Below are 26,706 nucleotides of genomic sequence, written 5' to 3'. Positions count from 1 at the left end.
CGAAAAGGGATGACGGACCGGCGTCCACGGCAGTGCGTGCGATACACATTGTCTGCGAAGAGCGCCCCCCTGCGGCAAGCGATTAACCAGCGGGGACACTGGGAGGACCCGGCGGGCACCGTCCCGCGTCCACCGTCGAGAGGAGCCCGACCGTGCAGCGGAAGGCGTACGTACCCGGCGTCGCCGCGCTCCTGGCGGCCGTGCTGGCCGGCTGCACCGGCAGTCCGGACGACGGCGGCCGGTCGGACAACTCCAACCCGGGCAGCGCCGGTACGGCGACCCAGGCGGCCCAGCCCGGACGGTACGCCACGCTCCCGGAACCCTGCGGCGTGGTCGACGGCGCGACGCTCGACCAACTCCTGCCCGGGATCGGGGAGATGACCGACGAGGCGCAGCGCGAGAAGGCGTACGCGGGCGAGGCGACCCTCACCTACGACACCGACCGCAAGGTGGGCTGCCGTTGGAAGGTGGAGTCGGCCGCGGCGACCGACCACCTGCTGGTCGACTTCGAGCGGGTCGTCTCCTACGACAACGCCGTCAGCGACGACGCCCGGGCCGGGCAGCTCTTCGCGACGAAGCGGTCGGCGGCGCGGCTCCCGGAGCCGACGGTGACGACCACGGAGTCCGGCACGCCCTCCATCAGCCCGTCCGGGGAAGCGAGTTCGACGCCGTCCTCCTCGGCGTCGTCGTCCTCCGCCTCGCCCTCCGCCGGCCCGACCGACCTCCAGCCGCGTCTTCTGGAGGATCTGGGCGACGAGGCGTTCCTCGACGACGAGCTGGACAGCTCCGGTTCGACCGCCCAGCAGCGCACGGTGACTGTGGCGTTCCGCACGTCCAATGTGATCGTGACCGTCGAGTACGCGGAGCAGCCGATGACCGTCGGTGCCGTGCCGGACAGCAAGGAAATGCAGGACAGGGCACGGAAACTGGCTTCCGAGCTGGCCGATTCGCTGAGCGGCTGAGCACCGTTCGCGTCCCCTTCGTCCCCCTGTCCGAAGCGGGTGAAGAAGGACCGCACGGGTGGCTCAACGCGTACCGTGACCCCTCGGACCCCGTTCCGACCGCAGGGAACACGAGCGTCATGAGTGAAGGAACCATGCAGCGACGAGCACAGCGAGACCCAGCTGACCAGCGAGCGAAGCGTCTCACCCGCGTCCTTGTCTGCGCGGCCGCCGTCCCGGTGATGCTGATCGCCGCCGGCTGCTCCTCGGACTCCGGCTCCGACGACGGCAAGGACAAGAGCGCCGGCGCCTCTGCGTCGACGTCCGCGAGCCCGTCCCCGACCGTGCAGGCGGCGGCGTACAAGAAGCTCCCCGAGGTGTGCGGGGTGCTGTCGAAGAAGACGCTGGAGGATCTGGCACCGAAGGCGAAGTCCGGCAAGGAGGGCAGCTCGGACGACCTCTCCACGCGTGCCAGCTGCTCCTGGAGCAGCCTCGACAACAACGGTGTGAAGGGTTCGCAGTTCCGCTGGCTGAACGTGTCGCTGCTGCGCTTCGATTCGGACACCACCCGTGGCCCGGGCGACAAGCTGGCCAAGGAGTACTACGACAAGCAGGTGCGGGACGCCCAGTCGGCGGAGGGCGCTAAGGGCACCGAGGTGGAGCCGTTCACCGGGACCGGTGACGAGGCGACGACGGTGCGCTACGACCTGAAGAAGAAGGAAGGCACCTTCAAGCAGCAGACGGTGGTGGCACGCGTCGAGAACGTGGTCGTCACCCTCGACTACAACGGTGCGGGTCTGGCCGGTGACAAGACGCCGGACGCCGACGGCCTGCTGAAGGACGCGCAGAAGGCGGCCAAGGAGGCGGTGGCCTCGGTGACGGAGGCGAACAGCGCCGGTGCGGCGGACAGTTCGCCGTCCGCGTCCGCGTCGGGCAAGGCGTCGGACAAGGCGTCGCCGTCGGCCTCGAAGTCGTCCTCCGGCAAGGACTGAACCCTCTGAATCAGAACCGGCCACCCGTCTCCCGCACACATGTGCCACTCTGTTGCGCGCAACAACACGCATCGGGAGGGGAGTACGGGTGGCCGGGCCACTGCAGCTGACACGGATGCACCGGGTTCTCATCGGCGTGGTCGTCACCGGTGCGGTCGTCATCGCCGGGATCGGCTTCGCGGGTTCGTACGCGGCTGTCCGTGAGCTCGCCCTGCAAAAGGGCTTCGGTGACTTCAGTTACGTCTTTCCGATCGGTATCGACGCCGGTATCTGTGTCCTGCTCGCGCTGGACCTGCTGCTGACCTGGATCCGCATCCCGTTCCCGCTGCTGCGGCAGACGGCGTGGCTGCTGACGGCGGCGACGATCGCCTTCAACGGCGCGGCGGCGTGGCCTGATCCGCTCGGTGTGGGCATGCACGGCGTGATCCCGGTGCTGTTCGTGGTCTCCGTGGAGGCGGCCCGGCACGCGATCGGGCGGATCGCCGACATCACCGCCGACAAGCACATGGAGGGTGTCCGCCTCACCCGCTGGCTGCTCTCGCCCGGCCCGACGTTCCTGCTGTGGCGGCGGATGAAGCTGTGGGAGCTGCGTTCCTACGAGCAGGTGATCAAGCTGGAGCAGGAGCGCCTGGTGTACCAGGCCCGTCTCCGCTCCCGCTACGGCCGCGCCTGGCGCCGCAAGGCCCCGGTCGAGTCCCTGATGCCGCTGCGCCTCGCCAAGTACGGCGTCCCCCTGGCCGACACGGCCCCGGCGGGCCTGGCGGCGGCGGGCATAGAGCCCGCGCTGCTCCCCCCGGCGCCCGGGACCGCGGAGATTCCCGCGGGCGGCCGCGCCGACACGGGTGCGGGCGGTCGTGCCGCCGGGGCCCGGGCGGGCTCGGCGCCCGTGCCTCCCGGCGACCAGCGGCTTGAACTCGAGGGCCATCAGAACCCGGAGTACCGGGAAGAGGCCGCGGGCAATCCGTGGCTGCACGCCCGCGACCCGCAGACCGTCGAGTACCACGGCGGTTACGACCCCACCTACGACCCCGACGAGGAGTACGCCCGCTGGTACGCGGAACAGCGGCACGCCGAGCAGTACCAGGACGAGTACCAGGAGGAGCCGCCCCTTCCGGAGCCCTCTCCGGAGGAGACCGGCAGCTTCCCCATTCCCGTGGTCCCGGGCGGCCGCACGCGCGAGCTGGGCGAGGGCGGCGGCACCCCTGCCTCCGGCCCGGACGAGGAGGCGTACTACCAGGTGTTCCGTGAGTCGATAAAGAGCGGGAACGGAGCGCCCACCCCGCGCGGGTTCCTCGCCGACGTCGAGGCGACGTACGGTGTCGCCCTCGACGAGGCCGAGGCCAAGCGCATGGTGAACCGGTTCTCCAACCGCCTGAACGCGGAGCTGACGGACGAGCACATCGCCTAGCGCGTACGAGAAGGGGGCGCCCGGTGATCACCGGGCGCCCCCTTCTCGTACGGCCTGGGCCTACTCCCCGAGCAGCGCCCGCACCCGCTCCTGGCCCACGGCCAGCAGCAGCGTGGGCAGCCGCGGTCCCGTGTCCCGTCCCACCAGCAGGTGGTACAGCAGCGCGAAGAAGGACCGCTGGGCGGTCTTGATCTCCGCCGGCAGCTCCTTGGGCGTGGCGTCGGCCGAGAAGCCGGCCTGGACCTTGGGCACGCCGTAGACGAGGTGGGTGAGCCCGTCCAGCGACCAGTTGTCCGCGAGCCCGTCGAGCAGCAGCCGCAGCGACTGCCGCGCCCGCTCGTCGAGCGACTTCAGCAGGTCGGCGTCGGGTTCGGCGCGGACGATGGTGCGCTGGTCGGCGGGGACGTGGGTGTTGATCCACGCCTCGGCCTTGTCGTACCGCGGCCGGGCCTCGTCCAGCGAGCCCAGCGGGTCGGAGGGGTCCAGCTCGCTGAGGATCCGCAGGGCCTGGTCCTCGTGACCGGCGGTGATGTCGGCCACCGAGGCCAGCGTGCGGTACGGCAGCGGGCGGGGGGTCCTCGGCAGCTCGCCGCTCGCCGTGCGCACCGCGCGGGAGTGCGCGGCGGCGTCGGCGGGCAGGGCCGAACCGTCGGCGACCTTGACGTCGAGCCGGTCCCACTCGTCGTACAGGCGCTGGATCTCCTGGTCGAAGGCGATCTTGAAGGACTGGTTGGGCCGGCGCCGGGCGTACAGCCAGCGCAGCAGCTGCGGCTCCATGATCTGCAGCGCGTCGGCCGGGGTCGGCACGCCGCCCCGGGACGACGACATCTTCGCCATGCCGCTGATGCCGACGAAGGCGTACATCGGCCCGATCGGCTGCTTGCCGCCGAAGATGCCGACGATCTGCCCGCCGACCTGGAAGGAGGATCCCGGCGAGGAGTGGTCGACGCCGCTCGGCTCGAAGATCACGCCCTCGTAGGCCCACCGCATGGGCCAGTCGACCTTCCAGACGAGCTTGCCGCGGTTGAACTCGTTCAGCCGGACGGTCTCCGAGAAGCCGCACGCGGTGCAGGCGTAGGTCAGCTCGGTGGAGTCGTCGTCGTACGCGGTGACCGTCGTCAGGTCCTTCTCGCAGTTGCCGCAGTACGGCTTGTACGGGAAGTACCCGGCGGAGCCGGAGCTGCCGTCGTCCTCGGCGGCGGCGCCGGAGCCCTCGGCGGCCTCCAGCTCGGCCTCGTCGGCCGGCTTCTGCTGCTGCTTCTTCGCGGGGGCCTTCTTGGTGCGGTACTGGTCGAGGATCGCGTCGATGTCGCCGCGGTGCCTCATGGCGTGCAGGATCTGCTCGCGGTAGACACCGGAGGTGTACTGCTCGGTCTGGCTGATCCCGTCGAACTCCACGCCCAGCTCGGCCAGCGACTCGGTCATCGCGGCCTTGAAGTGCTCGGCCCAGTTCGGGTGCGCCGAGCCCTTGGGGGCGGGGACGGAGGTCAGCGGCTTGCCGATGTGCTCGGCCCACGACTCGTCCACGCCGGCGACTCCGGCCGGGACCTTGCGGTAGCGGTCGTAGTCGTCCCAGGAGATCAGGTGCCGGACCTGGTGGCCGCGGCGGCGGATCTCGTCGGCGACGAGGTGCGGGGTCATGACCTCGCGGAGGTTGCCCAGGTGGATCGGTCCGGAGGGGGAGAGTCCGGACGCGACGACAACAGGTTTGCCCGCGGCCCGGCGCTCCGACTCCTCGATGACCTCATCCGCGAAACGGGAGACCCAGTCGGTGGTCTCGGTGCTCTGAGCCACGATCGGCACGTCCTTCTTTCTGCTCGGGCAGCCGGTACGGTCGCACGGCTGACCGCCCCATTCTCCCAGGACGGCCCGCATCCGCGAAAACCGCTTTTCACCGCGTGGGATACTCGGCTTTCGTAGTAGCCCACGAACCCGAGCAGAACGGCAGCCTCCATGGCCTCGGTCACGTCCCTCACCGACTCCGTCCAGCAGCAGCTCGCGTCCGCCCTCTCGGCCACCCGGCCGGAGGCCGCCGGCGCCGACCCGCTGCTGCGACGTAGTGACCGGGCGGACTTCCAGGCCAACGGGATCCTCGCGCTGGCCAAGAAGACGAAGGCGAACCCGCGGGAGCTGGCGGCCGAGGTCGTCTCGCGCATCACGACCGGTGACCTGATCGAGGACGTCGAGGTCTCCGGCCCCGGCTTCCTCAACATCACCGTCGCCGACCGGGCGATCACCGGGAACCTCGCCGCGCGGCTCGCGGACGGCGAGCGCCTCGGCGTGCCGCTGAAGGAGGACGCGGGCGTCACGGTCGTCGACTACGCCCAGCCGAACGTGGCGAAGGAGATGCACGTCGGTCACCTGCGGTCTGCGGTGATCGGCGACGCCCTGCGCGGCATGCTCGACTTCACCGGCGAGAAGACGATCGGCCGGCACCACATCGGCGACTGGGGCACCCAGTTCGGCATGCTCATCCAGTACCTGCTGGAGCACCCGGGCGAGCTGGCGCCGGCGTCGGAGGTCGACGGCGAGCAGGCCATGTCGAACCTGAACCGGGTCTACAAGGCCTCGCGGGTGCTCTTTGACTCCGACGACGACTTCAAGGAGCGGGCCCGCAAGCGGGTCGTCGCCCTGCAGTCCGGTGACAAGGAGACGCTGGAGCTGTGGCAGCAGTTCGTGGACGAGTCGAAGGTCTACTTCTACTCCGTCTTCGAGAAGCTGGACATGGAGATCCGCGACGAGGAGATCGTCGGCGAGTCGGCGTACAACGAGGGCATGCCCGAGACCGCCCGCCTCCTGGAGGAGATGGGCGTCGCGGTGCGCTCCGAGGGCGCGCTCGTGGTGTTCTTCGACGACATCCGCGGCAAGGACGACCAGCCGGTCCCGCTGATCGTTCAGAAGGCCGACGGTGGCTTCGGCTACGCGGCCTCCGACCTCACGGCGATCCGCAACCGCGTCGTGGACCTGCACGCGACCACGCTGCTGTACGTCGTCGACGTGCGCCAGTCGCTGCACTTCAGGATGGTCTTCGAGACGGCCCGCCGGGCCGGCTGGCTGAACGACGACGTCACCGCGCACAACATGGGCTACGGCACGGTGCTCGGCGCGGACGGCAAGCCGTTCAAGACGCGTGAGGGCGAGACCGTACGCCTCGAGGACCTGCTGGACGAGGCGGTGCAGCGGGCCGCGGAGGTCGTGCGGGAGAAGGCGCGGGACCTCACCGAGGACGAGATCCGGGAGCGGGCCGCGCAGGTCGGCATCGGCGCCGTGAAGTACGCGGACCTGTCGACGTCGCCGAGCCGCGACTACAAGTTCGACCTGGACCAGATGGTGTCGCTGAACGGCGACACGTCGGTGTACCTGCAGTACGCCTACGCCCGCATCCAGTCCATCCTCCGCAAGGCCGGAGACGTACGCCCGTCCGCCCACCCGGAGCTGGACCTGCACCCGGCGGAGCGCGCGCTGGGCCTGCATGTGGACGCGTTCGGGGACACGGTCTTCGAGGCCGCCGCGGAGTACGCCCCGCACAAGCTGGCGGCGTACCTGTACCAGCTGGCGTCGCTGTACACGTCGTTCTACGACAAGTGCCCGGTCCTCAAGGCCGACACCCCGGAGCAGGTGGCCAACCGCCTCTTCCTCTGCGACATGACGGCCCGCACCCTGACCAAGGGCATGGGCCTCCTGGGCATCCGGACGCCCGAACGCCTCTGACCACACGCCCGGCTCGGACGAGCAGAAGTCCCGCAAGATCTCTCTTGCGGGACTTCACGCCTACTTGGATCGGCAGACGGGCCCGGCACACATCCGCGATGGCGTCCGATCCTGTCCCAGGCCGTAGACGGCTTCGGGGTCAGTGGTGCTTCCATTCCTCCTGGGGAACGGGTCCTTCGCAGATGTCACCACAACGGTCGGCCCAATGACGGGCGACGAAAACCGGGCGACTCAGCACAACGTCGTCAACGCGCTGTGCTCGGACGACGATACCGAGGACATTGCAGGAGAAATCCCAGTCCTGGTTGTAGGTGACCATCCGATCATGCACCTCCAGATACCGTCCGAACTGCTCCTCGAGTTCAGACGGCACGCGACCCACGAGACGCATTTCCTCCAGTGTCACCTGGGGCCCACTGCGCGCATCCACCGCAACGCCGGCCAGCGCGCCGGATGCGTCGTAATACGTCGTCACGACGGACGAGGGGGCAAGAGGTTTCGCGTCAAGGGAATCGAACTCCACGCTGCCACCCAGACCAGGCGCGGCACTTGTTGCGACACCCCGTACGGCGACTCCGTGCAGGGCTCTTTCCGCCTCCTCACGGCTCATCCCAAAGCGAAGAGGACCTACGTTCTCCAAAGGAATAACGGTCCACTGGACCCGATCGGCCTCACTGAGCGCTCCGCAAAGCACGGTCACAATGATCGCCTTCCCTTCCCCAAAGGACGATATTGTAGCGCGTCGAGTACAGGCCGACCGGATCCCCCTGGCCACTACCTTCGGCGTCTCGCAGCCTGTCCCACGATAGGCCCGGTATTCTGCAGGACTCCCGCTTCGTCGCGATACCAGACGACCATGGTCCGCCCGGATTCGAGAATATGCGGGAGAATGTTGACGCAGCCCGCACCGCCCCGGCCACCACAAACGTACGTGTTGTTGATGGCCACGTTGGCGAAATCGACCCCGTTGTCATTCATCCACAGCGCGATCTTCGGCTCCGCATGGGTCGCGGAGTTCCATGTGGCATTGCGACCACTGGCCCGCTGGAGCATCGCATTGGCACGGGCCGAATTCGCGTCCACACCGCTGCTGAACTCCGGACCGATCACGTTGCCGTCATTGTCGAGCGGCACGCCGGTTGTGACGTGTCTGCCGTTCAGGCCGTCGATGGCCTCGCCGATCCTGGCTTCGTTGCAGTTGTGCGCCAGGACGGACGCGGCACCAGCCACGACGTAGTAGGTGTGTACGTCGCTGACGGTGAGGTTGTGAACGCCGGCCTGCTGTGCCGTCCGACGCTCGATGGCGGTGATCTGAACGTAGGTGCCCGAGCTGGTCTGCAGCCACGCACCGGTCCGGAGGTCGGTGGCCTTGACCCAGGCACGCAGCTCGGGGACCCAGAAGGGGTGGCCGTCGGTCGCCGTGATCTCGGCGGTCTTGGTGCCCTTCTTGCCGTCCGTGTCGATGGTGACCTTGACCAGGTGCTTCAGGCCCTTGCCCTTGATCTCGGCGGTGACCGTCTCGATCCGGGTCTCACCCGTCTTCGGGTCGGTGGCGACGACCTTGTCGCCCACCTCGACCTTCTCGATCGGCTTCGTCGAACCGTCGGCCATCAGCACCTTGGTGCCGGGGACGAAGCTGTTGCACGTCCCCCCGCTGCCGCCACCGTCGGCCTTGCCGGACCCCCCGCTGCCGCTCGATCCGCCGCTGCTCTTTGAGGAGCCGCCGGAGCTGCCGCCCGGCTTGGAGCCGCCGCCCTTGCCGGCGCCGCCCGAGCCCTTGCCGGCGGAGGACGCCTTCGGGGCCGCCTTGGCCTGGGCCTGCTTCTGGACGGGGTTGCCGGTCTTCTTGGTTCTCTGGGCCGCTTGGTCGGCGATTCTCTTCGCCCGTTCGGCGGCCTTCTTCTTGGCTCTCTGCGCGGCCTCCTTCTTGGCCTTCTCGATCGCCGCCTTCTTGGCGGCCAGCGCCGCCGCCTCCGCGGCCTTCGCCTTCTTCAGGACGGCCTCTGCCAGCTTCTTCGCCTTGTTGAAGGCCTTGACCGCGCTGATCGTCCGCTCGACCGCCTTGATGACCTTGGGGATCTTGCCGAGCTTGGTCCACGGGATCGCGCCGACGACGAGGCCCACGCAGGACCACATGTCACCGCCGAAGCAGGCCATCGCGTCGTTGATGCCGATGAAGTCCCTCAGCGTTTGCCAGGCCACGGCGAGGATCACCGAGGTCAGGGACTTGTTCATGGTGGCGTGCGCCGCGGCGACCTGTGCCGCCGACAGGCCCGCGCCCTGGAGGGCCGCCGCCCGCTCGGACGCGGTCAGCGAGATGGCCAGACCCGACGGGTCGGACATCGTCACCGGGTTGTTGTGCGCGTAGGCGTACCCGTTCGACTGGAGCGGGTCGTTCAGGTCCAGCACCGGGTCGACGGACAGGAAGCGTCCGACCACCGGGTCGTACAGACGCGCCCCCAGCGGCACGAAGCCCGAGGAGTCGTCACGGGGCGCCCCGAGGAACCCCGTGTGGGTCTGGAGGTTGACGCCGACCGTGTCGGCGCCGCGCTGGTTGCCGAACGGGTCCTGCTTGCGGATGCGGACCGGGTTGTCGGCCCGGAGCCCGACCTCCACGAAGGTGCTGCCCTGGTGGTCGCCGGCGAGGGCGACCAGCTGGTCCCCGCTGTTGCCGTAGGCGTACCGCATGACCGCGCCGCCGGGGGCGGAGTAGGTGCGCTGGGTGTTGATCAGCACACCGCCCTGCCCGATGGTGACCTCGGCCTCGCCCAGGTGCAGCGTGGCCTGCTTGCCCTTGATCGTCAGCAGGCGCGAGCCGTCGGGCCCGTAGAGGTGACGGGTGTCGTTCTGCGCCGCCCACTGCTGCTCGGCCTTGGCGGCGTCGCAGGTGGCCAGCACGATCGGTGTCGAGTTCGCCGAGTCGGCGCCCTGCACCGTCAGGCACAGGCCCGACGCGACGTGCGTGAGCTGGCCGGCGGCGTTGCGCTTCAGCTCCTGCGCGGCCGAACCGTCGCACTTCTGGAGCTGGACGGCCGAGCCCGCCGTGTTCGCGGCCGGCTGCACGCACCAGGTGTCGTAGACGTTGAGCGTGCCCCGGTCGGGGTCGGTCTGCGTGGCACCCGGTGACGGGGAGAAGCGCCAGCTCTGCGCGGGGGAGGTGTTGCAGGAGTACAGCTGGATCTTCCGGCCCGCGGTCGCCAGACCGCCCGAGAGGTCCAGGCACTTGTCGGCCAGACCCACGTACGGGGTCTTGCCGCCGGCGCCGGCGCCCTTGATCCGGTCGATCTTGCCGTCGTAGGTCCAGGTCAGCTCCTGCTTGTCGCCGTTGTCCAGCGAGGTGACCGACTTGGTCTCACCGGTCAGCTCGTACAGCCGCTCGGCCTCCGCGGTGACCTGCGCCCCGGCCGGGGTGGTGTAGGCCTTGGACACCTTGGTCAGCGTGTGCGGCTGGCTGCCGTCGGCCTTGCCGTAGGAGTAGGTGCTCACCGCGTCCTTGGCGGTGGCGCCGGTGAGGTCCTTCTCGGTCAGCTTCGTGCGGTTGCCCAGCAGGTCGTACTCGTACTCCTGCCAGTAGCCGGACTGGTCCGCGCCGGCGGCCACGTTGAGGGTGCCGTCGGTCTTGACCGGTCCCGCGCACGAGGTCTGGTCCTTCGCGGTCCAGGCCTTCTTCAGCTGGCCCAGCGGGTCGTAGGTGAAGCACTGCCGTTCCGCGATCTTGGTGGAGTGCTCCTGGATCGCGGTGACGTTGCCGGCCGGGTCGTAGGTGTAGCTGCGGTTGGAGACCAGGTTGCCGCCGACCACGGAGGTGTCGCCGGTCTGCTCGCGGTAGACCGACTGCTCCTGCAGCTCACCGCTGGACTCGTCGTACAGGGCCTGGGTCCACACCCGGTACGGCTGGGCACCGAGGGTGGAGCGCAGGACCTGGCCGTAGACGTCGTAGACGGTCTCCGCGCCGTACCAGTCCTTGCCGGAGACGGAGAGCGGCTTGCCGTCCTCGTTGTAGCGGACGACGAGCTTCTCGGCGTCGAACTTGCCGACGGGCGGCAGGGACGCCGACTTCAGCATGCCCTGGTCGTTGTACTCGTAGCCGTACGTGTACGACCTCGGCAGGCCCCAGCCGGTCGACAGCGACTGCGGCAGGGTCAGGGTGGTGGAGGTCGGGTCGTAGTCCTTGGTGTAGCCGTCGACCTGCTGGGTGAAGGCCTCGCCGTCGGTGTAGCGGACGGCGGTGGCCGGCATGCCCTTGCCGCCGGGGGCGCTGTCGTAGAAGTACTTCGACAGCAGTGTCCCGGTGGAGGTGTTCAGGCGCTGCTCGGTCGGCCGCGACAGGACGTCGTAGCCGTTCCACACCGTGACACCGCGGGCGTTCGTCGTGGTCAGCGGGCGGTCGCGGTCGTCGTACGACGTGCGTGTGGTGCCCGAGTCGGGGTCGGTGGACGTGAGCTGGCGGCCGCGGTGGTCGTAGGTCCACGACCACGGGTGGGCCGTGTCGGCGGAGCTGGTGGCCGTCACCAGCCGGCCGCCGTTGTCGTAGGCGTACCGCGTCGAGGTGAAGCCGCCCGGCGCCTCGGGGTTGAAGGTGTCGGTGCGGACGGTGCGGCCGAGGGCGTCGGTGTAGACGCGGTAGGAGGAGGCGCCGGCCGGGTGGACGACCTTGGACCAGTCCTCGCCGTACTCGTACCGGGTGGCCCGCTCCGGGACCGGCTGGGAGGACGACTCGCCCGTCAGCGGGTCCTTGACCTTCAGGACCGGCGTCTCCTGCACCACGCGGCCGAGGCCGTCGTAGGTGTAGCGGGTGATGTTGGGGACGGCCGTGTCCGCGAGCGGCTGGAACAGCACGCCCGGGGTCGCCTCGTCGGTGTAGTAGGCGTTGTAGGTCTGCCAGACCTCACCGGAGCTGTTGTAGAGCGTGTCGGTGATCAGGTGTCCGCGTCCGCCGTCGGCCTCCTCCTGCGTCTGCCGCTCGCGGCCGAGGCCGTCGTAGAGGGTGACGGACTTCTCGACGCGGTCCTGGAAGCCTCGCGAGTACGTAGTGACGTACGGCGGCTTGTGGTCCGACTTCGCCGGGTCGTCCGGGTCGTACTCGGGGACGGTGTAGACCGCCCGGAAGTCCGGCACGGCGGAGGACGACGGGGTGCGGCCCGGTGCCCAGGCCTCCTGCAGGCGGCCGAGCGGGTCGTACGTGGCCTCGCTGACGTGGCCGTTGGCGTCGGTGGTCGTCAGCGTGGTCGCGCGGCCCGGCTCCAGTTCCTGGACCTCGGTGTGGCCGAGCGCGTTGGTCGTGGTGACCTTGAAGACCTGCCCGGTGGCGGGGGAGTAGGTGATCGTCCCGGAGTTGCCGTCCGGGTCGGTCTGCTCGACGACGCGGCCGACGGCGTCGAACGCAGTGGTGCCGTCGCTCTGGAAGCCGGTGCCGGAGCCGTTCAGCGACCAGGACGCGGTGGCCAGGCCGCGGGTGGTGGAGCCGAGCGCCGTGCCGTACGCCTGCCCGTCGTACGCGGTGCGCGTGGCGCCGCTCAGCGTGGACAGGTCGGCGAAGTCGGCGGCGGCGCACGTCGTCGGCGAGACGAGGGCCTGCTTGGTCAGGCCGATGATGTTCTTGCCGGTGTGGTGGACGTACTCGAGTTTCGTGCAGGACTCGTCGCCGGACTTGCCGGTGTCGCCCAGCGACTCGACCTGGGTGGGCAGCCCGTGGGTCGGCTCGTACGTCGTCTTCGTCCTGACGACCCGCTCGATGCGGGTGTCGTCACCGGTGCCGGAGGACTTGGTGTACGCGATCTCCTCGGGTTCGGTGACCCGCCAGGCGCGCAGCGGGGACAGCCCGTCGTCGCGGACGCGTCTGGCCAGCTCGGTCACGGCCGGGACGGTCACACTCCGGGACAGCCAGTCCGTGTCGGCGGCGTCGGCGCTCGCGTAGGTCAGTTCCTCGGCGATGCGGCCGGCGAACGCCTCGTGGTCCTTGGCTATCTCGGTGCCGGTGATGTCGTTGACCAGGACGGTGTCGCCCATGCCGCGGAAGAAGCGGGTGACAGCCTTCGACCGCTTGGCTCCGATGGCCGGATCGTCCTGGTCGGGGCCCGTGATCACCGTGGTCTGCTCGAACCCGGCGAAGTTCGAGTAGGTCCTGGTGGCCTTCTTGGTGAACTCGGCCTCGGCCAGCTTCCAGCCGGCGTTCTTGTAGGCGTAGGACGTCTTCGTCGCGAACGCCCCGTCCACGTTGGGCAGTTCCTCGATCGACTGCACCACGTACTTGTGGAACCAGTCGATGTCCTGGACCTCGGGGTCCGGGTGCCAGAACGACGGGTAGCACAGCCGCGTGTTGGATTTCAGCGCGGTGGTGTCGGACTTGCCGGGCAGGTCGGTGCCGGTGGCGCAGTCGCCCGCGGCGGGTTTGTAGGTGACGACGGTCTCGCCGCCGTACTCGTTGATGACGCGCGCGATGCGCAGCCGGGAGAAGCCGGGCCGCGGGTCGGTGGAGCCGCGCATCACCCGGTTCGGCATGTCCTCGGCGTTGGACTCGAAGCGGACCGCGTTCAGGGTGACGCTGTCGTCCGTGGAGCCGTTGCGGGCGTAGCCGGTGCGCTGGACGGACTCCAGCCACAGGGCGGTGTTCGGGCCGGTCCTCAGGACCGGGAAGCTCTGGGTGAGGGCGTACCTGTCCACCACCTGGCGGGCGCTGGTGTCGGTGCGGCGCTGCGCGGAGGTCTGGATCTCCGTCAGGCGCTTGCGGGACCAGAACGTCGGCCCGGCGTTCCAGCACTTCCTGGTGTAGGTCGAGGTGACGGCCTGGCAGTTCAGGTCGGCCGGGGTGTCGTACCAGATGCGGTACTTGCCCGGGTCCTTGTCCGTGAAGTTCGCGTCCGTGCAGGTCAGCGAACCTTCGGTGAAGCAGCGCTCGGCGACGGTGAAGCCGACCCGGGCCGGGGCGGTCGCGGAGAAGATGCTGTCCTTGCGCTGGCCGTAGTAGATGTGGGAGAGGTAGCCGCCACGGTCGTAGACCACGGGCGCCTTGAAGTTGAAGTTCCGCGCGTAGTGGTTCTTCTCCTTCTTCCACCACAGCGACATGGCGTTGCCGTGGATGTCCTCGACGTAGTCGAGGTTCCACCGCCAGCCCTGGGTGCACCACGAGCCCGGCCAGTCGCCGGCCTTGTAGCAGTCCTCGCCGGAGTGGTTGCCGTACACGGGGACGGTCAGCACGGAGTCGGTGACGGGGTCGTCCGCCGACCAGCCCGGCAGCTTGTGCCGGCCGAAGTGGTAGCGGGTGCCGTCCCGGGTGGTGACCACCCAGTACTCGCCGTCCTTGGCCCCGTTGCCCGTGGTGTTGTCGCGGATCCGCTCGATGGTGGAGCCGTCGCCGTTGGCGGTGAACCACGTGTTCCGGGTGTCGTCCCAGACCAGTTCCGTGGTCGTCCCGCCCAGCGACAGGGTGGCGTTGTCCGAGCCCCAGCACAGGTCGGCGGTGCGGTGCGTGGCGTTGTTCGACCCGGACTTCTTGGAGTCCTCGCGGCAGTTGGCGTAGGTGCGGGTGATCGAGCCGGGGTTGTAGTCCCAGCCGTCGCCGATCCACGAGGCCTGGTTGTTCGTCGCCGACGTGCGGCCGTCCACCGACTGCGAGGAGTAGCCGAGGGCCACCTTCGGCATCAGGCCGCCCGCGGTCTCCGGGACCTGGACCGCGTAGCTGTACGTGAAGGCGCCCGAGGAGGCGCCGGCCGACCAGGAGCCTGAGGACAGCAGCGGGGTGGCGCTGTAGTCGCCTGAGGCCGAGGCGCCGGTGTCCATGGCACCGATCACCTGCGGGCCGGAGGCGTCCACGGCCTGGAGCGCGTCGCTCCCCGTGAACGAGGCGGTCCGCACCGAGGCACCCGACGCCGACGAGTCCGGCGCGGTCGTGTCACCCAGCAGGTTCGCGACCGGGACCGACCCGGTGAGGATCTTGCGGGTCGGCGCCTTCGCCGCGGCCTTGGACCTGGTCGGCGCCTTCTTCGCGGGCACCACCTCGACCGAGCTGGGCAGCCGCTCCACCGTGTCCTCGGCGGCGGCCTTGACCGACATGGTCGTCGTACCGCCCTCGGCGGCGCAGTCGCCGCTGTCGGGCGAGGTCAGCACGCAGTCCGGCAGCAGCACCAGGCCGAAACGTTCCGCCGCCTGCGGGCCGTAGAGGTCCGCGAAGCCGGTGGTGTCGACGGCGAGCGCGACCTGCGCGGCCGGGTCCGCGTCGGCCGGCGGGGTGACCTGCATGATCAGGCCGGAGACGCCCGCGTCCTGGGACGCCGCCGGCGCCGCCAGGTCGACCTGCCACTGACCGTCGATGGCGGCCGGGTCGGTGCCCTCGGGCACCCCGATTGCGACCGGCAGGCCGTTGGACAGGGGGACCGTGCTGCCCGGCGCGGTGGTCGCGTCCAGCGTCGCCGTGCCCGTGCCGTCCGTCCAGGGCGTCACCGCCACCGGCTCGTAGGGGGTGACGGGGACCTCGGGCGCGGTGGTGAGGTTCTTCTCGGCCTCCTCGTCCCCGTCGACCGGGACATCCTCCGGCAGGTCGGGAAGGTCGACCCCCTCGCGGTTCATGCCTGGGCCGGGAATCGCCCACGCGTCCGCGCCGAGGCTGGTCACCGTCAGCGTCGAGGACAACAGAAGGACGGTCGCCAGGCGGCTGTGCCGTCGGCGCCGTCGTTGTGACTCCGTCAAGGCCAGGCGTCCCCGCCCCAGCCATGACAGCGGACGTTGAGCACGCATACGCGTCGTCGACTCCCACCAGGCAAGCGAACAAGAGGCACGTGCCTGATCAGGCGCATGCGTGCCCGCACCCTCTGACATGCACGGGGCATATTTCAAGATCGCTGTCGACACCGGACAGGAGACTCACGTGATCTGCGTCACGCGACATAGACGGTCAGGGCACCCATGTGACGATCAATGCGAAACGACACGGACATGCGCGTCTATCCACTGATGGCCGGTAATCAAATCGAACAACCACGACATGTCCGATCGGCGGCCATGGGCCGGCCGAAGCTCCATCACGGCCTTATAAATTCTTCACACGTGGACGAGTCGTGCGGATCGTGTGATCGTGTCGGCGCTCATGCCCCGCGGCCTGCCGACCGGGGCTGTCTGTGCTGTCCGCATTCGCCTGGTCCACACGGGAGTAACCGCAGCCGTGTCCGCGCCGCCTCGTTTTCTCAGCCCGTTCGTGCGCACGCGCACCCGGCTGACACTCAGCCTCGGCCTCCTCGTGGCCACCCTGACCGCAGCCCTGCTTCCCTGGTGGCTGCCCGACGAACCCTCGACGTCCCGCGCGGACAAGGCGACCGACACCCGGCAGGCCGCGACCGGCCCCCGTGACGAGGCCGCCGCCCAGGCGGAGGCCCGGCGCACCGGCAAGCAGGTCGTCGTCGACACCGCCACCACGCCCACCTCCATGACCTGGGCCCGGCCCGACGGCCAGATGCGCACGCAGATGTCGGCGACCCCCGTGCGGGCGAAGAACGCCGAGGGCGAGTGGGCCGCGATCGACACCCGCCTGCGCCGCACCGACGCCGCCGACGGCCTCGGCGTCCGCCCGGCCAACCCGGCGGCCCCGGTGCGCTTCGCCGACGGCACGCCGGGCAAGGACCGCGCCGACCGCTCCTTCGCCCGCGGACCGCTGACGGACGCCCAGGCGGACGGGAGCGTCCTGGCCGAGATGGAGGTGGCCGGCCACACCCTCACCTACACCTGGCCCGGCACCCTGCCCGAACCGGTCCTCGACGGCCCCCGCGCCCTCTACCCCGAGGTACTGCCCGGTGTCGACCTGCTCCTCGTCGCCCGCGAGGAGGGCGGGTTCGCACAGCTCCTCATCGTGAAGACCAAGGAGGCCGCGCGGAACAAGGCCCTCGCCACCGTCTCCTACGGGCTGCGCTCCGACACGGCCGTCTTCCAGCACGACGAGAGTGCCGGGCGCGTCCTGATCCTCGGCGAGGACGGCACGGAGATCGGCTCGGTCCCCACCCCGTTCGCCTGGGACTCCAGCGGCCGCGACCCCGAACTCCCCGGGCCGCAGGCCGCGCCGCGGACCTCGGTCGCCACGCCCGCCGACGTGCTGCAGCTGTCCGGCCTGAGCGGCATCGAGCCGGGCGCCCACAGCGCCCCCCTCCCCCTGCGCCTGACCGGTGACAGGACCGGCACCGCCCGGCTCGAACTGGACGTGGCCGGAACGGGTCTGCTCACCGACCCGGACGTGACGTTCCCGCTGTACGTCGACCCGACCGCCACCACCGGCTGGGCGGCGTGGACGACGGCCTACAAGCCGTACCCGAACACCAGCTTCTGGAACGGCACCAACTTCAGCTCCGGCACCTCCGACGCCCGCGTCGGCCACGAGGACAGCACCGGCGGCACCGGCCGCTCGTTCTGGCGGATGAAGTTCAACAGCGGCATCAAGGGCGCGACGGTCAGCTCCGCCTACTTCAAGGTGCTCAACAACCACTCCTGGTCCTGCACCGACCGCCAGTTCCAGCTCTGGCTGACCGGCGGCATCTCGACTGGCACGACGTGGAACAAGCAGCCGAGCTGGTCCAGCGAGATCCAGCGCAAGTCGTTCGCGCACGGCTGGTCCTCCAGCTCCTGCCCCGACGCCTACGAGTCGTTCACGGTGACGAGCGCCGCCCAGAAGGGCGCGGACGGCGGCTGGTCGAGCATCACCTTCGGCATGCGCGCCACCAGCGAGACCGACACCCAGACCTGGCGCAAGTTCCGCGCCACCTCGGCGACGCTGGAGGTCAACTACAACCGCCCGCCGAACGAGCCGACGGGTGGCAAGTCCTCCCCGGGCGGTAACTGCGTCGTCGGCACGGGCGTGACGGTCGGCAAGAAGGACATCACCCTGACGGCGACCGCCACCGACCCCGACGACAACCTGAGCAAGCTGCGCTTCCGCTTCTGGAAGAACGGTGACACCACCACCCGCAAGGAATACCTGGTCACCCCGAACAGCTACGGCACCGCCACCCAGCTCGTCCCGGTCGCCTTCCCCCTGACCGACAAGACGACCTACGCCTGGGACGTGCGCGCCGAGGACTCCGGCGGTCTGGTCTCCACGTTCTTCCCGCCGGGCACCTCGCCCTGCGTCGTCACCGTCGACGGCAGCGGACCGCCACAGCCCGAGATCGACAGCACGGACTTCCCCAGCGCGACCTCCGACGGCGCGACCTGGACCAAGGTCAAGTTCGGCTCGACCGGCTCGGTCACCTTCACCTCGCCGGGCGCGACGAAGTTCAAGTACGCGTTCGAGAGCGTGGGGTACAAGGAGGTCCCCGCCGACTCCAACGGCGTCGCGACCGTCCCGGACCTGCGGCCGGAGCACGCCGGACCCACCCGGCTGAACGTCTACGCCTACGACCAGTACGGCAACCCGAGCGTCCGCTCCGACTACAACATGTACGTCCCGCCGCGGGACAAGGCCGACGGGCCCGGCGACACCGGCGGCGACGACATCCCCGACATCCTCATCGTCAACTCCAGCGGCAACCTGTACACCTGCCCCGGAGCCCCCGACGGCGAGCTGTACATGTGCATGGGCTCCTCCTACACGGTGGACGACGCCGGCGAGACGCAGCTCCACCCGGCCGGCCACTGGTACGACCCCGGCACGGGCAAGGCGGCCCTGATCACGCACTACGACGACGCCTACCCGGGCGACGGCGCCACCGACCTGTTCGCCGTCTCCCCCGACGGCGGGTTCTGGCTCTACCCCGGTGACGGCTACGGCAGTTTCGACGTGGACGAGCGGCTGAGGATCCGGCTGCCCTCCAACGCCCCCGACCCCTCGACCTGGACCCAGATCAAGGCCGTCGGCGACATCACCGGTGACAAGCACCCCGACCTCGTCCTGCGGGCCGGCGCCGCGTTCTGGACGCTGTCCGGCTACACCGGCGCGAGCTTCGAGACCGCCACGCTGATGAACTCCGACGCCTGGGCCCGCCGCGACATCGTCAACGTCGCCGACATCAACGGCGACACGACACCCGACCTGCTGTGGCGCAACCTGGACAACGGCAACATGTACGTCCGCCACGGCAAGCCCGGCCCCGACGGCGGCGTCGACCTCGAGTCGATCAAGCTGGCGGCCAACTCCCTGAACGGGGACGTCTCCTACGGCACCAGCTGGACCGAGGCGAACGTCTCGACGGCACTCGGCATCCCCGACGTCAACGGCGACGGCATCCCCGACATCTGGGCCCGGTTCGGCTCCGACGGCCAGACCCGCGTCTACCACCCCTCCCGGACCAACACGAACTCACCCGTCAAGATCGTGCTGTCGACGGACTGGAGCACCCTGAAGGCCCTCGGCTGACCCGTCCGCCGACGAGCACCCCGGCACCGAGCCCCGGCAGCCCCGCGTGGGAGGCCGGGGCTCGGCCGCGTCCGCGGGCACCGGCCGCTGCTGTCGGCGGCGAGTGCCGCTTACCCGGGCAGAGCCTCCCACCCGGCGGGCTCATCGACGGGACGGCCGGTGCCCGTGCGCGCGGCCCGTCCTCTCCCCCGACGGGAGGACGGGCCGCGGCGTTCTCCGGCTCAGGCGCAGTAGTTGACGCTGTTGAAGTCCGAGAACGCGGCCTTGGTCCTCGATCCGGCGACCCCGTCGACGGCGAGCCCGTAGTCGAAGAGGTTCAGGTAGCGCTGCAGCGCCTTGATCGTGTTGGTCCCGACGATTCCGTCGACGGTGCCGGCGTTGTAGCCCAGGTCGTTGAACTTCCTCTGCGCGGCCTTCCAGCTGCCGGTGCCGAGCTGCCCGTCGATGGCTCCGGGGTGGTAACCGGTGTCGCGCAGCCAGCACTGCCAGTACTTGGCCCGGGTCGTGCTCAGGCCGAGGTTGTTCACCGCGAGCGGCGCGACCTCGGCGGCCGCGACCGCCCGGGTGTCCTGGGCGGGTGCCGCGCTGCCGGTGCCCGCTGCCGCCAGGCTTCCGGCGGCGATCCCCACGGCGGTCGTGAGACCGACGAAGGCCCTCGTCGTGGCTCGCATGGTGTTTCCCCCTTCGGATGGACGGCGCCGGCCGCACCGGCCGGCTCGCCATCGAGACTGGGGGACCCGGCCCGGCACGCGCCACAGTTGCCGCGGAAGTGACGTCACCGTGGGACGTCCCAGGCGTTGACCTGCGGTGACACGGACCGCCGGTACGGCGCGGCGGGACGGGTACGGCGGGCGGTGGCCGATTCGGTACGGGTGCGGGAACCTCCCGCCCCGGCGGGCCGTGGATGCTGTTGGAGAATGCGGCGGGGGACGGGACCACGGACGCGAGTGGGGGAAGGCATGTCGCGTTGGAAGGAGCTGCCCGCGGAACTCGACCCACGGGTGCGGCGGCTGGTGGTGTGCTTACGGCGGGCCAAGGACCACAGCGGGCTGAGCATGCGTCAGCTCGCGGCGAAGACGGGATACAGCGCGTCGTCGTGGGAGCGGTACCTCGGCGGCAGGTCGCTGCCGCCCCGGGAGGCCGTCGAGGCGCTCGCCTCGGTCACCGGCGAGGACCCGGTCCGCCTGCTGGCGCTGCGGGACGTCGCGGCGGCGGCGCGGACGGGAGAGCACGCCACGTCGGAGGCCCGGCCGGGGACGGCGGCCGGGGAGACCGTGGCGGGGACGGCGGCCGGGGAGACCGTGGACGTGCCGGTGCCGGAGGAGTCCGGACGCCGCGGCGGTTCCTTCCGGACGGCGGTCGCCGCGAGTGTCGTGGCCCTGGTCCTGGCGGCCTCCTCCCTGGTCCTGGTCACCCGGCTCACCGGGGACGACGAGGGACGGGCCCAGCCACCGCCGGTGTCGTCGGCCGCGCCCGCCGGGGCCGCGTCCGGGCCGTCGGCCCCCTCCTACACCTGCCGGGTCGAGCGGATCGACGGCCGCTGGTACGCGGGCCTCAGCCGGACCGGGGAGGCGATCCTGCTGAACGGCCACGCCGGGAAGGCGGTCGCCGAGGCGCAGTGCCTGCTGCACAGGGCGGGTTACCCACCGGGCGACATCGACGGCATCTACGGCCCGCTGACCGAACGGGCCGTCAAACGCCTGCAGAAGCGGGCCGGTCTGGTCGTCGACGGCATCGTCGGCCCGCACACCTGGAAGGTCCTGCGGGGATGACCGCGTCTCCGGAGCGCGCGGAACTGACCGCCGCACTGCGGGCCCTGCGGCAGCGCACCGGTCTGAGCCTGACAGGACTGGAGGAGCGCACGCCGTTCAGCAGGTCCTCCTGGGGCCGCTACCTCAAGGGCGAGACGCTGCCGCCCCGCGAGGCCGTGCGGGAGCTGTGCCGGCTGGCGGGCGAGCGGGACGGGCGCTGCCTGGCGCTGTGGGAGATCGCGGAGGCGGCGGACAGCGGACGCGCCGCGCACGCCCCGCCGGACGAAGCCGCCGCACCGCCCCCGGTCACTCCCCCGCCCGCGCCGCCACCCGATGGAGCGAACCGGTTTCGGCCGTGGCGTCTCACGGCGGTGATCACGGCCGTACTGGCCGTGCTGGCCGGGGGCGTGACGGCGGCCGTCCTGCTGGGGCCGGACCGGCCCGCCGAGACGGTCCGCGCGGCCCCGTCCTCCAGGACCGCCCTGCCGCCGCCCCGCTGCCGGGGCGCCTCCTGCGAGGGCAGGGACCCGATGAACATGCTCTGCGGCAACGGCCCGGACACCCTCGGTTCGTACCGCACGACCGCCGGAGCCCGTCTCGAGCTGCGGCACAGCAGGCGGTGCGGGACGAGCTGGGCCCGCATGTGGGCCACCACGGTGGGCGACCGCATCGAGATGACCGCGGCCGGCCCGACCCGCTCCGCCGAAGTGGCGGACGCCCTGGACGCGAAGGCCTACCTGTACACGCCCATGACGGTGACGGCGCCGGGCACGGTCGTACGGGCCTGCTTCCACCGCGCGGGGAAGCGGGAGCGGGAGTGCTTCGAGGCGACCGTACGCTGACCCGCGCGGCGGCGCCCCGCGACGGCGCACCTCAGTCGCGCAGGCCCGCGCCCAGCTTCCGCAGCCCCTCCGCGATCTCCTGAGGTGTCTGCGTCACGAAGCACAGTCGCAGGGTCGCGTGGTCCGGGTCGGTGGCGTGGAAGGGGGCGCCGGGGACGTACGCCACGTCGTGGCGCACCACCTGCGGGAGCAGTGCCGTGGTGTCGTACGCCTCCGGCAGCCGGGCCCAGAGGAACATGCCGCCCTCGGGCCGGTTCCAGGTCGAGCCGTCCGGCAGCGCGGCGGGGAGTCCGGCGAGCATGGCGTCGCGCCGTTCGCCGTAGACGCCGGCGACGCGCCGGACGTGGGCGTCCAGGTCGTTGTCCGCCAGGTAGCGGGCCGCGGCGAGCTGGTTGACGGTGGGGGTGTGCAGGTCGGCGGCCTGCTTGGCGACGGCGCAGGCGCGGCGCAGTACGGCGGGGGCGCGCAGCCAGCCGAGGCGCAGACCGGGGGCCATGACCTTGGAGAAGCTGCCGAGCAGCACGGTGCGGTCCTCGGCGCCGGGGTGGGCGGCGATCCACGGCACCCGTTCGCCCTCGTAGCGCAGTTCGCCGTAGGGGTCGTCCTCGACGATCCACAGTCCGCGCCGGGCGGCGACCCGGGCCACCGCGGCCCGTCGCGCGGCGGGCAGGGTGCGGCCGGTGGGGTTCTGGAAGGTGGGCACGGTGTAGAGCAGCTTGGGGCGTTCGCGCGCCACCAGTTCGTCCAGCGCGTCCGGGTCGAGGCCGTCCTCGTCGCCGGGGACGGCCACGACGCGCGCCCCGGCCAGCCCGAAGGCCTGGAGTGCGGCGAGGTAGCAGGGGTTCTCGACGAGGACCGTGTCGCCGGGTTCCAGCAGCACCGTGGCGAGGAGGGAGAGGGCCTGCTGGGAGCCGGTGGTGACGAGCAGGTCGTCGGGGACGGTGGGCAGGCCGCGGGCCGCCGTGCGGGCGGCGAGCGCGGCCCGCAGCGCGGGTTCGCCCTCCGTCGTGGAGTACTGCAGCGCCCGCGCCGGTGTCCCGTCGAGCACCGCCCGGTACGCCGCCGCGATGCCCTCGGCGTCGAACAGCTCCGGCGCCGGCAGCCCGCCCGCGAAGTTGATCACCTCGGGGCGGGCGGTGACGGCCAGGATGTCCCGTACGGGTGAGCCCCCGACGGTGCGGGCCCGCGCGGCGAGCGGCGGCGTGGGGGCGAGGGGTCGGACGGGCTCGATGACGGTCATGGCACGGCTCCTCGGGCTGTGGTGACGACGCGTGCCCCCGCAGCCTAGGAAACCGCGTGTCCTCTACACGCAGCTTTCCGCGATCCGGACACCCGGCCGGCGCTAGTCGACCTTCGTCGTCCCCTCCGGCACCCACGTCTCGCCGCCGAGCGGGAACTCGTACGACGGACGCCCGTTGTTGCCGCTGGTGCGGAAGGGGCGGCCCTCGTCGTCCACGGTGAGCGTGCCGCTGCGGGAGCCGCTGGACCACTTCAGCTCCAGGTACCAGCTCACGTCGTACGCGGAGGCGTCGGCGGTGATGTAGTAGACCTCGGGGTCGGACTCGCTCACCTTGAACGGGAAGTCGCGGTGCCCCGACTGCGGCGTCAGGCCGGGCCGCGCCGCGTCCAGGGCGACCGTGAAGGCACGCGTCGGCACGCCACCGCCGCAGCCGACGCCGGGGTAGCCCATGGCGTAGTCGTTCCAGGCGAGCGGCGCACGCTTGCCGGCGACCCGCACGGTGAGCCCTTCCACGACCACCGTCTCCGCACCGGTCCCCTGCACGGTGAGCCGCACGTACTGCTCCCCCGACGACACGGCGCGCTCCGCTGCGACCCACGCCGTCGCGTCGTCCTCGATCGGCGGCGGGTGCACCTCGCCCGGCGCCTTGTCGATCAGGTACCGCTGCGAGCAGGGGCTCTCCCAGACGTACGGGTCGGTGCGCACGGTGAGCGGCACGGCACCGTCCCCGGGCGGGGTGCCCGGCGGGGCGGCGGCCCCGGCGGCCGGCGGGCTGCTCGCGTTCCCGCCCTTGGCGTCGGGGGAACCGGACGCGGACGCCGACGCGGACCTGGACGCGGACGCGGACGCGGAGGGTGTGGCGGAGGGCGACGGCGAGGAGGTGACGTCCCCGCCCCCGACGGTCGCGGCCCCGGCCGGTCCCCGCCGGCCGTCGCCGCCCGTCCCGCCCTCCGGCAGGCTCACGGCGAGCGTGACCCCGGCCAGCACGACGGCGACGGCCGTCCCCGCCAGGACGGCGGTACGGGTACGGCGCCGGGGACGAGGGCCGGGACGGGGTGCGCCGGCCCCTTCCGCCTGCGGCACCCCGATCACCGGAACGTCGGCCTCCGGGACCTCGGTCGCCGGGCTCTCGGCCGGGACCGCGGTCACCGGACCACCGGCGCCCTCCGCGCCCGGATCGGCACGCTCCTCGGGGGCCGGTGCCGTCGGCGTCACCGCGGGCTCGGACCTGCGCCCCCGCGCCGCGTCCGCCAGCACCCACCGCCGGTGCAGTTCGACCAGTTCGCCGGGGCCCGCCTTGCACAGCCGGGCCAGCCGTTCCACCGGTGCGTAGTCCGTGGGCACCGCGTCCCCGTTGCAGTACCGGTGCAGGGTCGACGTACTCATGTGGAGCCGCTTGGCGAGGACCCCGTAGCTCAGCCCCGACCGGTCCTTCAACTCCCGCAGGAGCGCGGCGAACTCCGCCGCGGGCGTGCCTTCCGACACCGTTCTCCCTCCCCCCTGTCCCATTCCGCCGTTCCAGGGAGCGGTCGTTCTCCCAGGTCACAGCGGTATGAGCGTTCCAGCGTCCCGGATCCTCCGTCGGATGTGGCGGCCGGGACGGGTCACACCACACGCTCTGGTCATCCAAGCACGCCGCTCCCGGCAACCGGTCGGGCGGCCACGCCGAACCCGTACCGAAGACAAGGAATTCGCCATGCGTACGTCTCGCCTCCGCCTGCTCGCCGCCGCCGGAATCACCCTCGCCACGCTCTCCCTGACGGCCTGCCAGGACGGTACGGGCACCAAGGACGAGGGCGCGTCCCAGCCGAACGCGACGGCGTCCGCGGACACGCCCACGAACGCGCCGGAGGGCGACGCAGGCTCGAACGAGCCCTCCCGGAGCGGCGCGGACAAGGGCAGCGGGAAGGACGACGGCAAGGGCGGCGGCAAGGACACGCACCAGGGCACGGACCAGAGCACGGACCGGGCCACGGACCGGGGCGCCGGCACGTCGGGCGGTTCAGGCGACCCGCAGGCCCGCGTCGCCTGCAACGGCTCCAACACCACCGTCACCGCCCGGCCGGTCCCCCGCCCCCTCAACCACATGCTGATCACGGTCAGGAACACCGGTTCGAAGCCCTGCGACCTCACCTACTACCCGGTGCTCCGCTTCGACGAGATGCAGTGGGTGCCGCAGCCGGTCGAGGCCTCGAAGCCGCAGGCCGTGGTCGGCATCGACCCGGGCGAGTCGGCGTACGCGGGTGTCCTCCTGTCGGCCGCCGACGGCAGCGGCGACGGCGGCACCACCGGCCGCACCCTCACCGTCGGCTTCCAGGGCCGCACCCCGAACAGCAGCGGGGGCCCGGCCGCGACCCCGTCCCTGCCGGCCAAGGGCGTGTACTACGACAGCAGCCTGACGGTGACGTACTGGCAGCAGTCGATGGACGACGCCCTGACGTACTGAGCGGGATCAGCGGTCGAGCTTCTGGGCCACTTCGGTGGCCCAGTAGGTGAGGATGTTGCGCGCGCCGGCCCGCTTGATGCCGGTCAGCGTCTCGAGGATCGCCCGGTCCCGGTCGATCCAGCCCTTCTCGGCGGCGGCCTCGATCATCGAGTACTCACCGGAGATCTGGTACGCCGCCACGGGCACGTCCACCGTGTCCGCGACCCGCGCGAGAATGTCCAGATACGGGCCCGCCGGCTTCACCATCACCATGTCGGCGCCCTCCTCCAGGTCGAGCGCCAGCTCGCGCATCGACTCACGGAGGTTCGCCGGGTCCTGCTGGTACGTCTTGCGGTCGCCCTGGAGCGAGGAGGCGACGGCCTCCCGGAAGGGCCCGTAGAAGGCCGAGGCGTACTTGGCGGTGTAGGCGAGGATCGCCACGTCCTCCCGCCCGATCTGGTCGAGCGCGTCGCGGACGACGCCGATCTGACCGTCCATCATCCCGCTGGGCCCGACCACGTGCGCGCCCGCGTCGGCCTGTACCTGCGCCATCTCGGCGTACCGCTCGAGCGTGGCGTCGTTGTCGACGCGGCCGTGCTCGTCCAGCACGCCGCAGTGCCCGTGGTCGGTGGTCTCGTCGAGACACAGGTCGGACATGACGAGCAGGTCGTCCCCGACCTCGGCCCGCACGTCGCGCAGGGCGACCTGGAGGATCCCGTCCGGGTCGGTTCCCGGCGTGCCGAGGGCGTCCTTCTTCGACTCCTCCGGCACACCGAACAGCATGATCCCGGAGATACCGGCCGCCACGGCCTGGGCCGCCGCCTTCTTCAGGCTGTCCCGCGTGTGCTGGACGACACCGGGCATCGCCGCGATGGGCACCGGCTCGGCCGCGCCCTCGCGTACGAAGGCGGGGAGGATGAAGTCGGCGGGGTGCAGCCTGGTCTCGGCGACCATGCGCCGCATGGCGGGGGTGGTCCGCAGACGCCGCGGCCGCGTGCCGGGGAAGGATCCGTACGTCGTCATACCACCTACGCTACGCCCGCCCCACGAGTGCCTTTACCGACG

Annotated in this window: 15 protein-coding genes; 8 read left to right on the top strand and 7 right to left on the bottom strand. The window is 71.0% G+C overall.

The window, feature by feature from the left end:
• The first annotated feature begins 152 nt into the window (after window positions 1–152).
• The 3 genes from F1615_RS27530 (at window position 153) to F1615_RS27520 (ending at window position 3,341) form a co-directional block, all read left to right on the top strand.
• Window positions 153–962 carry a DUF3558 domain-containing protein gene (locus F1615_RS27530; protein WP_149551745.1) on the top strand — a complete coding sequence of 270 codons (810 nt, stop codon included), beginning with the start codon at window positions 153–155 and terminating at the stop codon, window positions 960–962.
• Window positions 963–1,081: 119 nt separating this feature from the next.
• On the top strand, window positions 1,082–1,933 hold the full coding sequence (locus F1615_RS27525) for a DUF3558 family protein (RefSeq protein WP_149551744.1): 852 nt from the start codon (window positions 1,082–1,084) through the stop codon (window positions 1,931–1,933).
• Window positions 1,934–2,021: 88 nt separating this feature from the next.
• Window positions 2,022–3,341 carry a DUF2637 domain-containing protein gene (locus tag F1615_RS27520; protein ID WP_149551743.1) on the top strand — a complete coding sequence of 440 codons (1,320 nt, stop codon included), beginning with the start codon at window positions 2,022–2,024 and terminating at the stop codon, window positions 3,339–3,341.
• Window positions 3,342–3,401: 60 nt separating this feature from the next.
• Here F1615_RS27520 and lysS read toward each other — a convergent pair whose 3' ends face one another.
• Entirely contained in the window at window positions 3,402–5,144 is a 1,743-nt protein-coding gene (gene lysS, locus F1615_RS27515) for a lysine--tRNA ligase (RefSeq protein ID WP_149551742.1), read from the bottom strand.
• A 150-nt stretch (window positions 5,145–5,294) separates the two neighbouring features.
• Here lysS and argS point away from each other — a divergent pair, with 150 nt between their 5' ends.
• Window positions 5,295–7,052, top strand: a complete 1,758-nt coding sequence (gene argS, locus F1615_RS27510) for an arginine--tRNA ligase (protein ID WP_149551741.1) — start codon at window positions 5,295–5,297, stop codon at window positions 7,050–7,052.
• A 139-nt stretch (window positions 7,053–7,191) separates the two neighbouring features.
• On the opposite strand, the gene F1615_RS27505 is transcribed toward argS, so the two are convergent.
• Window positions 7,192–7,575 carry a hypothetical protein gene (locus F1615_RS27505; RefSeq protein ID WP_244328874.1) on the bottom strand — a complete coding sequence of 128 codons (384 nt, stop codon included), beginning with the start codon at window positions 7,573–7,575 and terminating at the stop codon, window positions 7,192–7,194.
• A gap of 251 nt (window positions 7,576–7,826) precedes the next feature.
• The gene (locus tag F1615_RS27500) at window positions 7,827–15,617 is read right to left on the bottom strand and encodes a ricin-type beta-trefoil lectin domain protein (RefSeq protein WP_244328879.1); all 7,791 of its coding nucleotides are present in this window, start codon (window positions 15,615–15,617) and stop codon (window positions 7,827–7,829) included.
• A 625-nt stretch (window positions 15,618–16,242) separates the two neighbouring features.
• Between F1615_RS27500 and F1615_RS27495 the strand changes: the two genes are divergently transcribed.
• Window positions 16,243–19,383, top strand: coding sequence for a DNRLRE domain-containing protein (locus F1615_RS27495; protein ID WP_244328873.1), 3,141 nt, complete (start codon window positions 16,243–16,245; stop codon window positions 19,381–19,383).
• Between the two features lie 221 nt (window positions 19,384–19,604).
• Here F1615_RS27495 and F1615_RS27490 read toward each other — a convergent pair whose 3' ends face one another.
• Entirely contained in the window at window positions 19,605–20,054 is a 450-nt protein-coding gene (locus tag F1615_RS27490; RefSeq protein WP_149551740.1) for a peptidoglycan-binding domain-containing protein, read from the bottom strand.
• 288 nt (window positions 20,055–20,342) lie between these two features.
• Here F1615_RS27490 and F1615_RS27485 point away from each other — a divergent pair, with 288 nt between their 5' ends.
• Both F1615_RS27485 and F1615_RS27480 read left to right on the top strand, forming a co-directional pair.
• On the top strand, window positions 20,343–21,155 hold the full coding sequence (locus tag F1615_RS27485; protein WP_149551739.1) for a peptidoglycan-binding protein: 813 nt from the start codon (window positions 20,343–20,345) through the stop codon (window positions 21,153–21,155).
• The gene (locus F1615_RS27480) at window positions 21,152–21,976 is read left to right on the top strand and encodes a helix-turn-helix domain-containing protein (protein ID WP_149551738.1); all 825 of its coding nucleotides are present in this window, start codon (window positions 21,152–21,154) and stop codon (window positions 21,974–21,976) included. The genes F1615_RS27485 and F1615_RS27480 overlap by 4 nt, the downstream gene beginning before the upstream one ends.
• Before the next feature lie 31 nt (window positions 21,977–22,007).
• On the opposite strand, the gene F1615_RS27475 is transcribed toward F1615_RS27480, so the two are convergent.
• Complete coding sequence (locus F1615_RS27475; protein WP_149551737.1) at window positions 22,008–23,216, bottom strand: PLP-dependent aminotransferase family protein; 1,209 nt, start codon at window positions 23,214–23,216, stop codon at window positions 22,008–22,010.
• Window positions 23,217–23,318: 102 nt separating this feature from the next.
• Window positions 23,319–24,701 (bottom strand): helix-turn-helix domain-containing protein, encoded by a 1,383-nt coding sequence (locus F1615_RS27470; RefSeq protein WP_208818422.1) that lies wholly within the window; start codon window positions 24,699–24,701, stop codon window positions 23,319–23,321.
• A gap of 211 nt (window positions 24,702–24,912) precedes the next feature.
• On the opposite strand from F1615_RS27470, the gene F1615_RS27465 reads away from it, so the two are divergent.
• The gene (locus F1615_RS27465) at window positions 24,913–25,662 is read left to right on the top strand and encodes a DUF4232 domain-containing protein (RefSeq protein ID WP_149551735.1); all 750 of its coding nucleotides are present in this window, start codon (window positions 24,913–24,915) and stop codon (window positions 25,660–25,662) included.
• 6 nt (window positions 25,663–25,668) lie between these two features.
• Here the strand turns inward: F1615_RS27465 and hemB are convergent, their stop codons facing one another.
• Complete coding sequence (gene hemB, locus F1615_RS27460; RefSeq protein ID WP_149551734.1) at window positions 25,669–26,664, bottom strand: porphobilinogen synthase; 996 nt, start codon at window positions 26,662–26,664, stop codon at window positions 25,669–25,671.
• Window positions 26,665–26,706 lie beyond the last annotated feature (42 nt).

This window comes from Streptomyces marokkonensis, from assembly GCF_008312835.1.
GTDB lineage: Bacteria > Actinomycetota > Actinomycetes > Streptomycetales > Streptomycetaceae > Streptomyces > Streptomyces marokkonensis_A.
Note: the sequence above shows the minus strand (reverse complement) of the source record. Positions and strands in the feature narration are given on the sequence as shown.

Bases quoted from the DNA above. Each gene is read 5' to 3' on its own strand.
- F1615_RS27525 (WP_149551744.1), top strand. From the start codon at position 1,082: ATGAGTGAAGGAACCATGCAGCGACGAGCACAGCGAGACCCAGCTGAC.
- argS (WP_149551741.1), top strand. From the start codon at position 5,295: ATGGCCTCGGTCACGTCCCTCACCGACTCCGTCCAGCAGCAGCTCGCG.
- F1615_RS27500 (WP_244328879.1), bottom strand. From the start codon at position 15,617: ATGAACCGCGAGGGGGTCGACCTTCCCGACCTGCCGGAGGATGTCCCG.
- F1615_RS27490 (WP_149551740.1), bottom strand. From the start codon at position 20,054: ATGCGAGCCACGACGAGGGCCTTCGTCGGTCTCACGACCGCCGTGGGG.
- F1615_RS27485 (WP_149551739.1), top strand. From the start codon at position 20,343: ATGTCGCGTTGGAAGGAGCTGCCCGCGGAACTCGACCCACGGGTGCGG.
- F1615_RS27480 (WP_149551738.1), top strand. From the start codon at position 21,152: ATGACCGCGTCTCCGGAGCGCGCGGAACTGACCGCCGCACTGCGGGCC.
- F1615_RS27475 (WP_149551737.1), bottom strand. From the start codon at position 23,216: ATGACCGTCATCGAGCCCGTCCGACCCCTCGCCCCCACGCCGCCGCTC.
- F1615_RS27465 (WP_149551735.1), top strand. From the start codon at position 24,913: ATGCGTACGTCTCGCCTCCGCCTGCTCGCCGCCGCCGGAATCACCCTC.
- hemB (WP_149551734.1), bottom strand. From the start codon at position 26,664: ATGACGACGTACGGATCCTTCCCCGGCACGCGGCCGCGGCGTCTGCGG.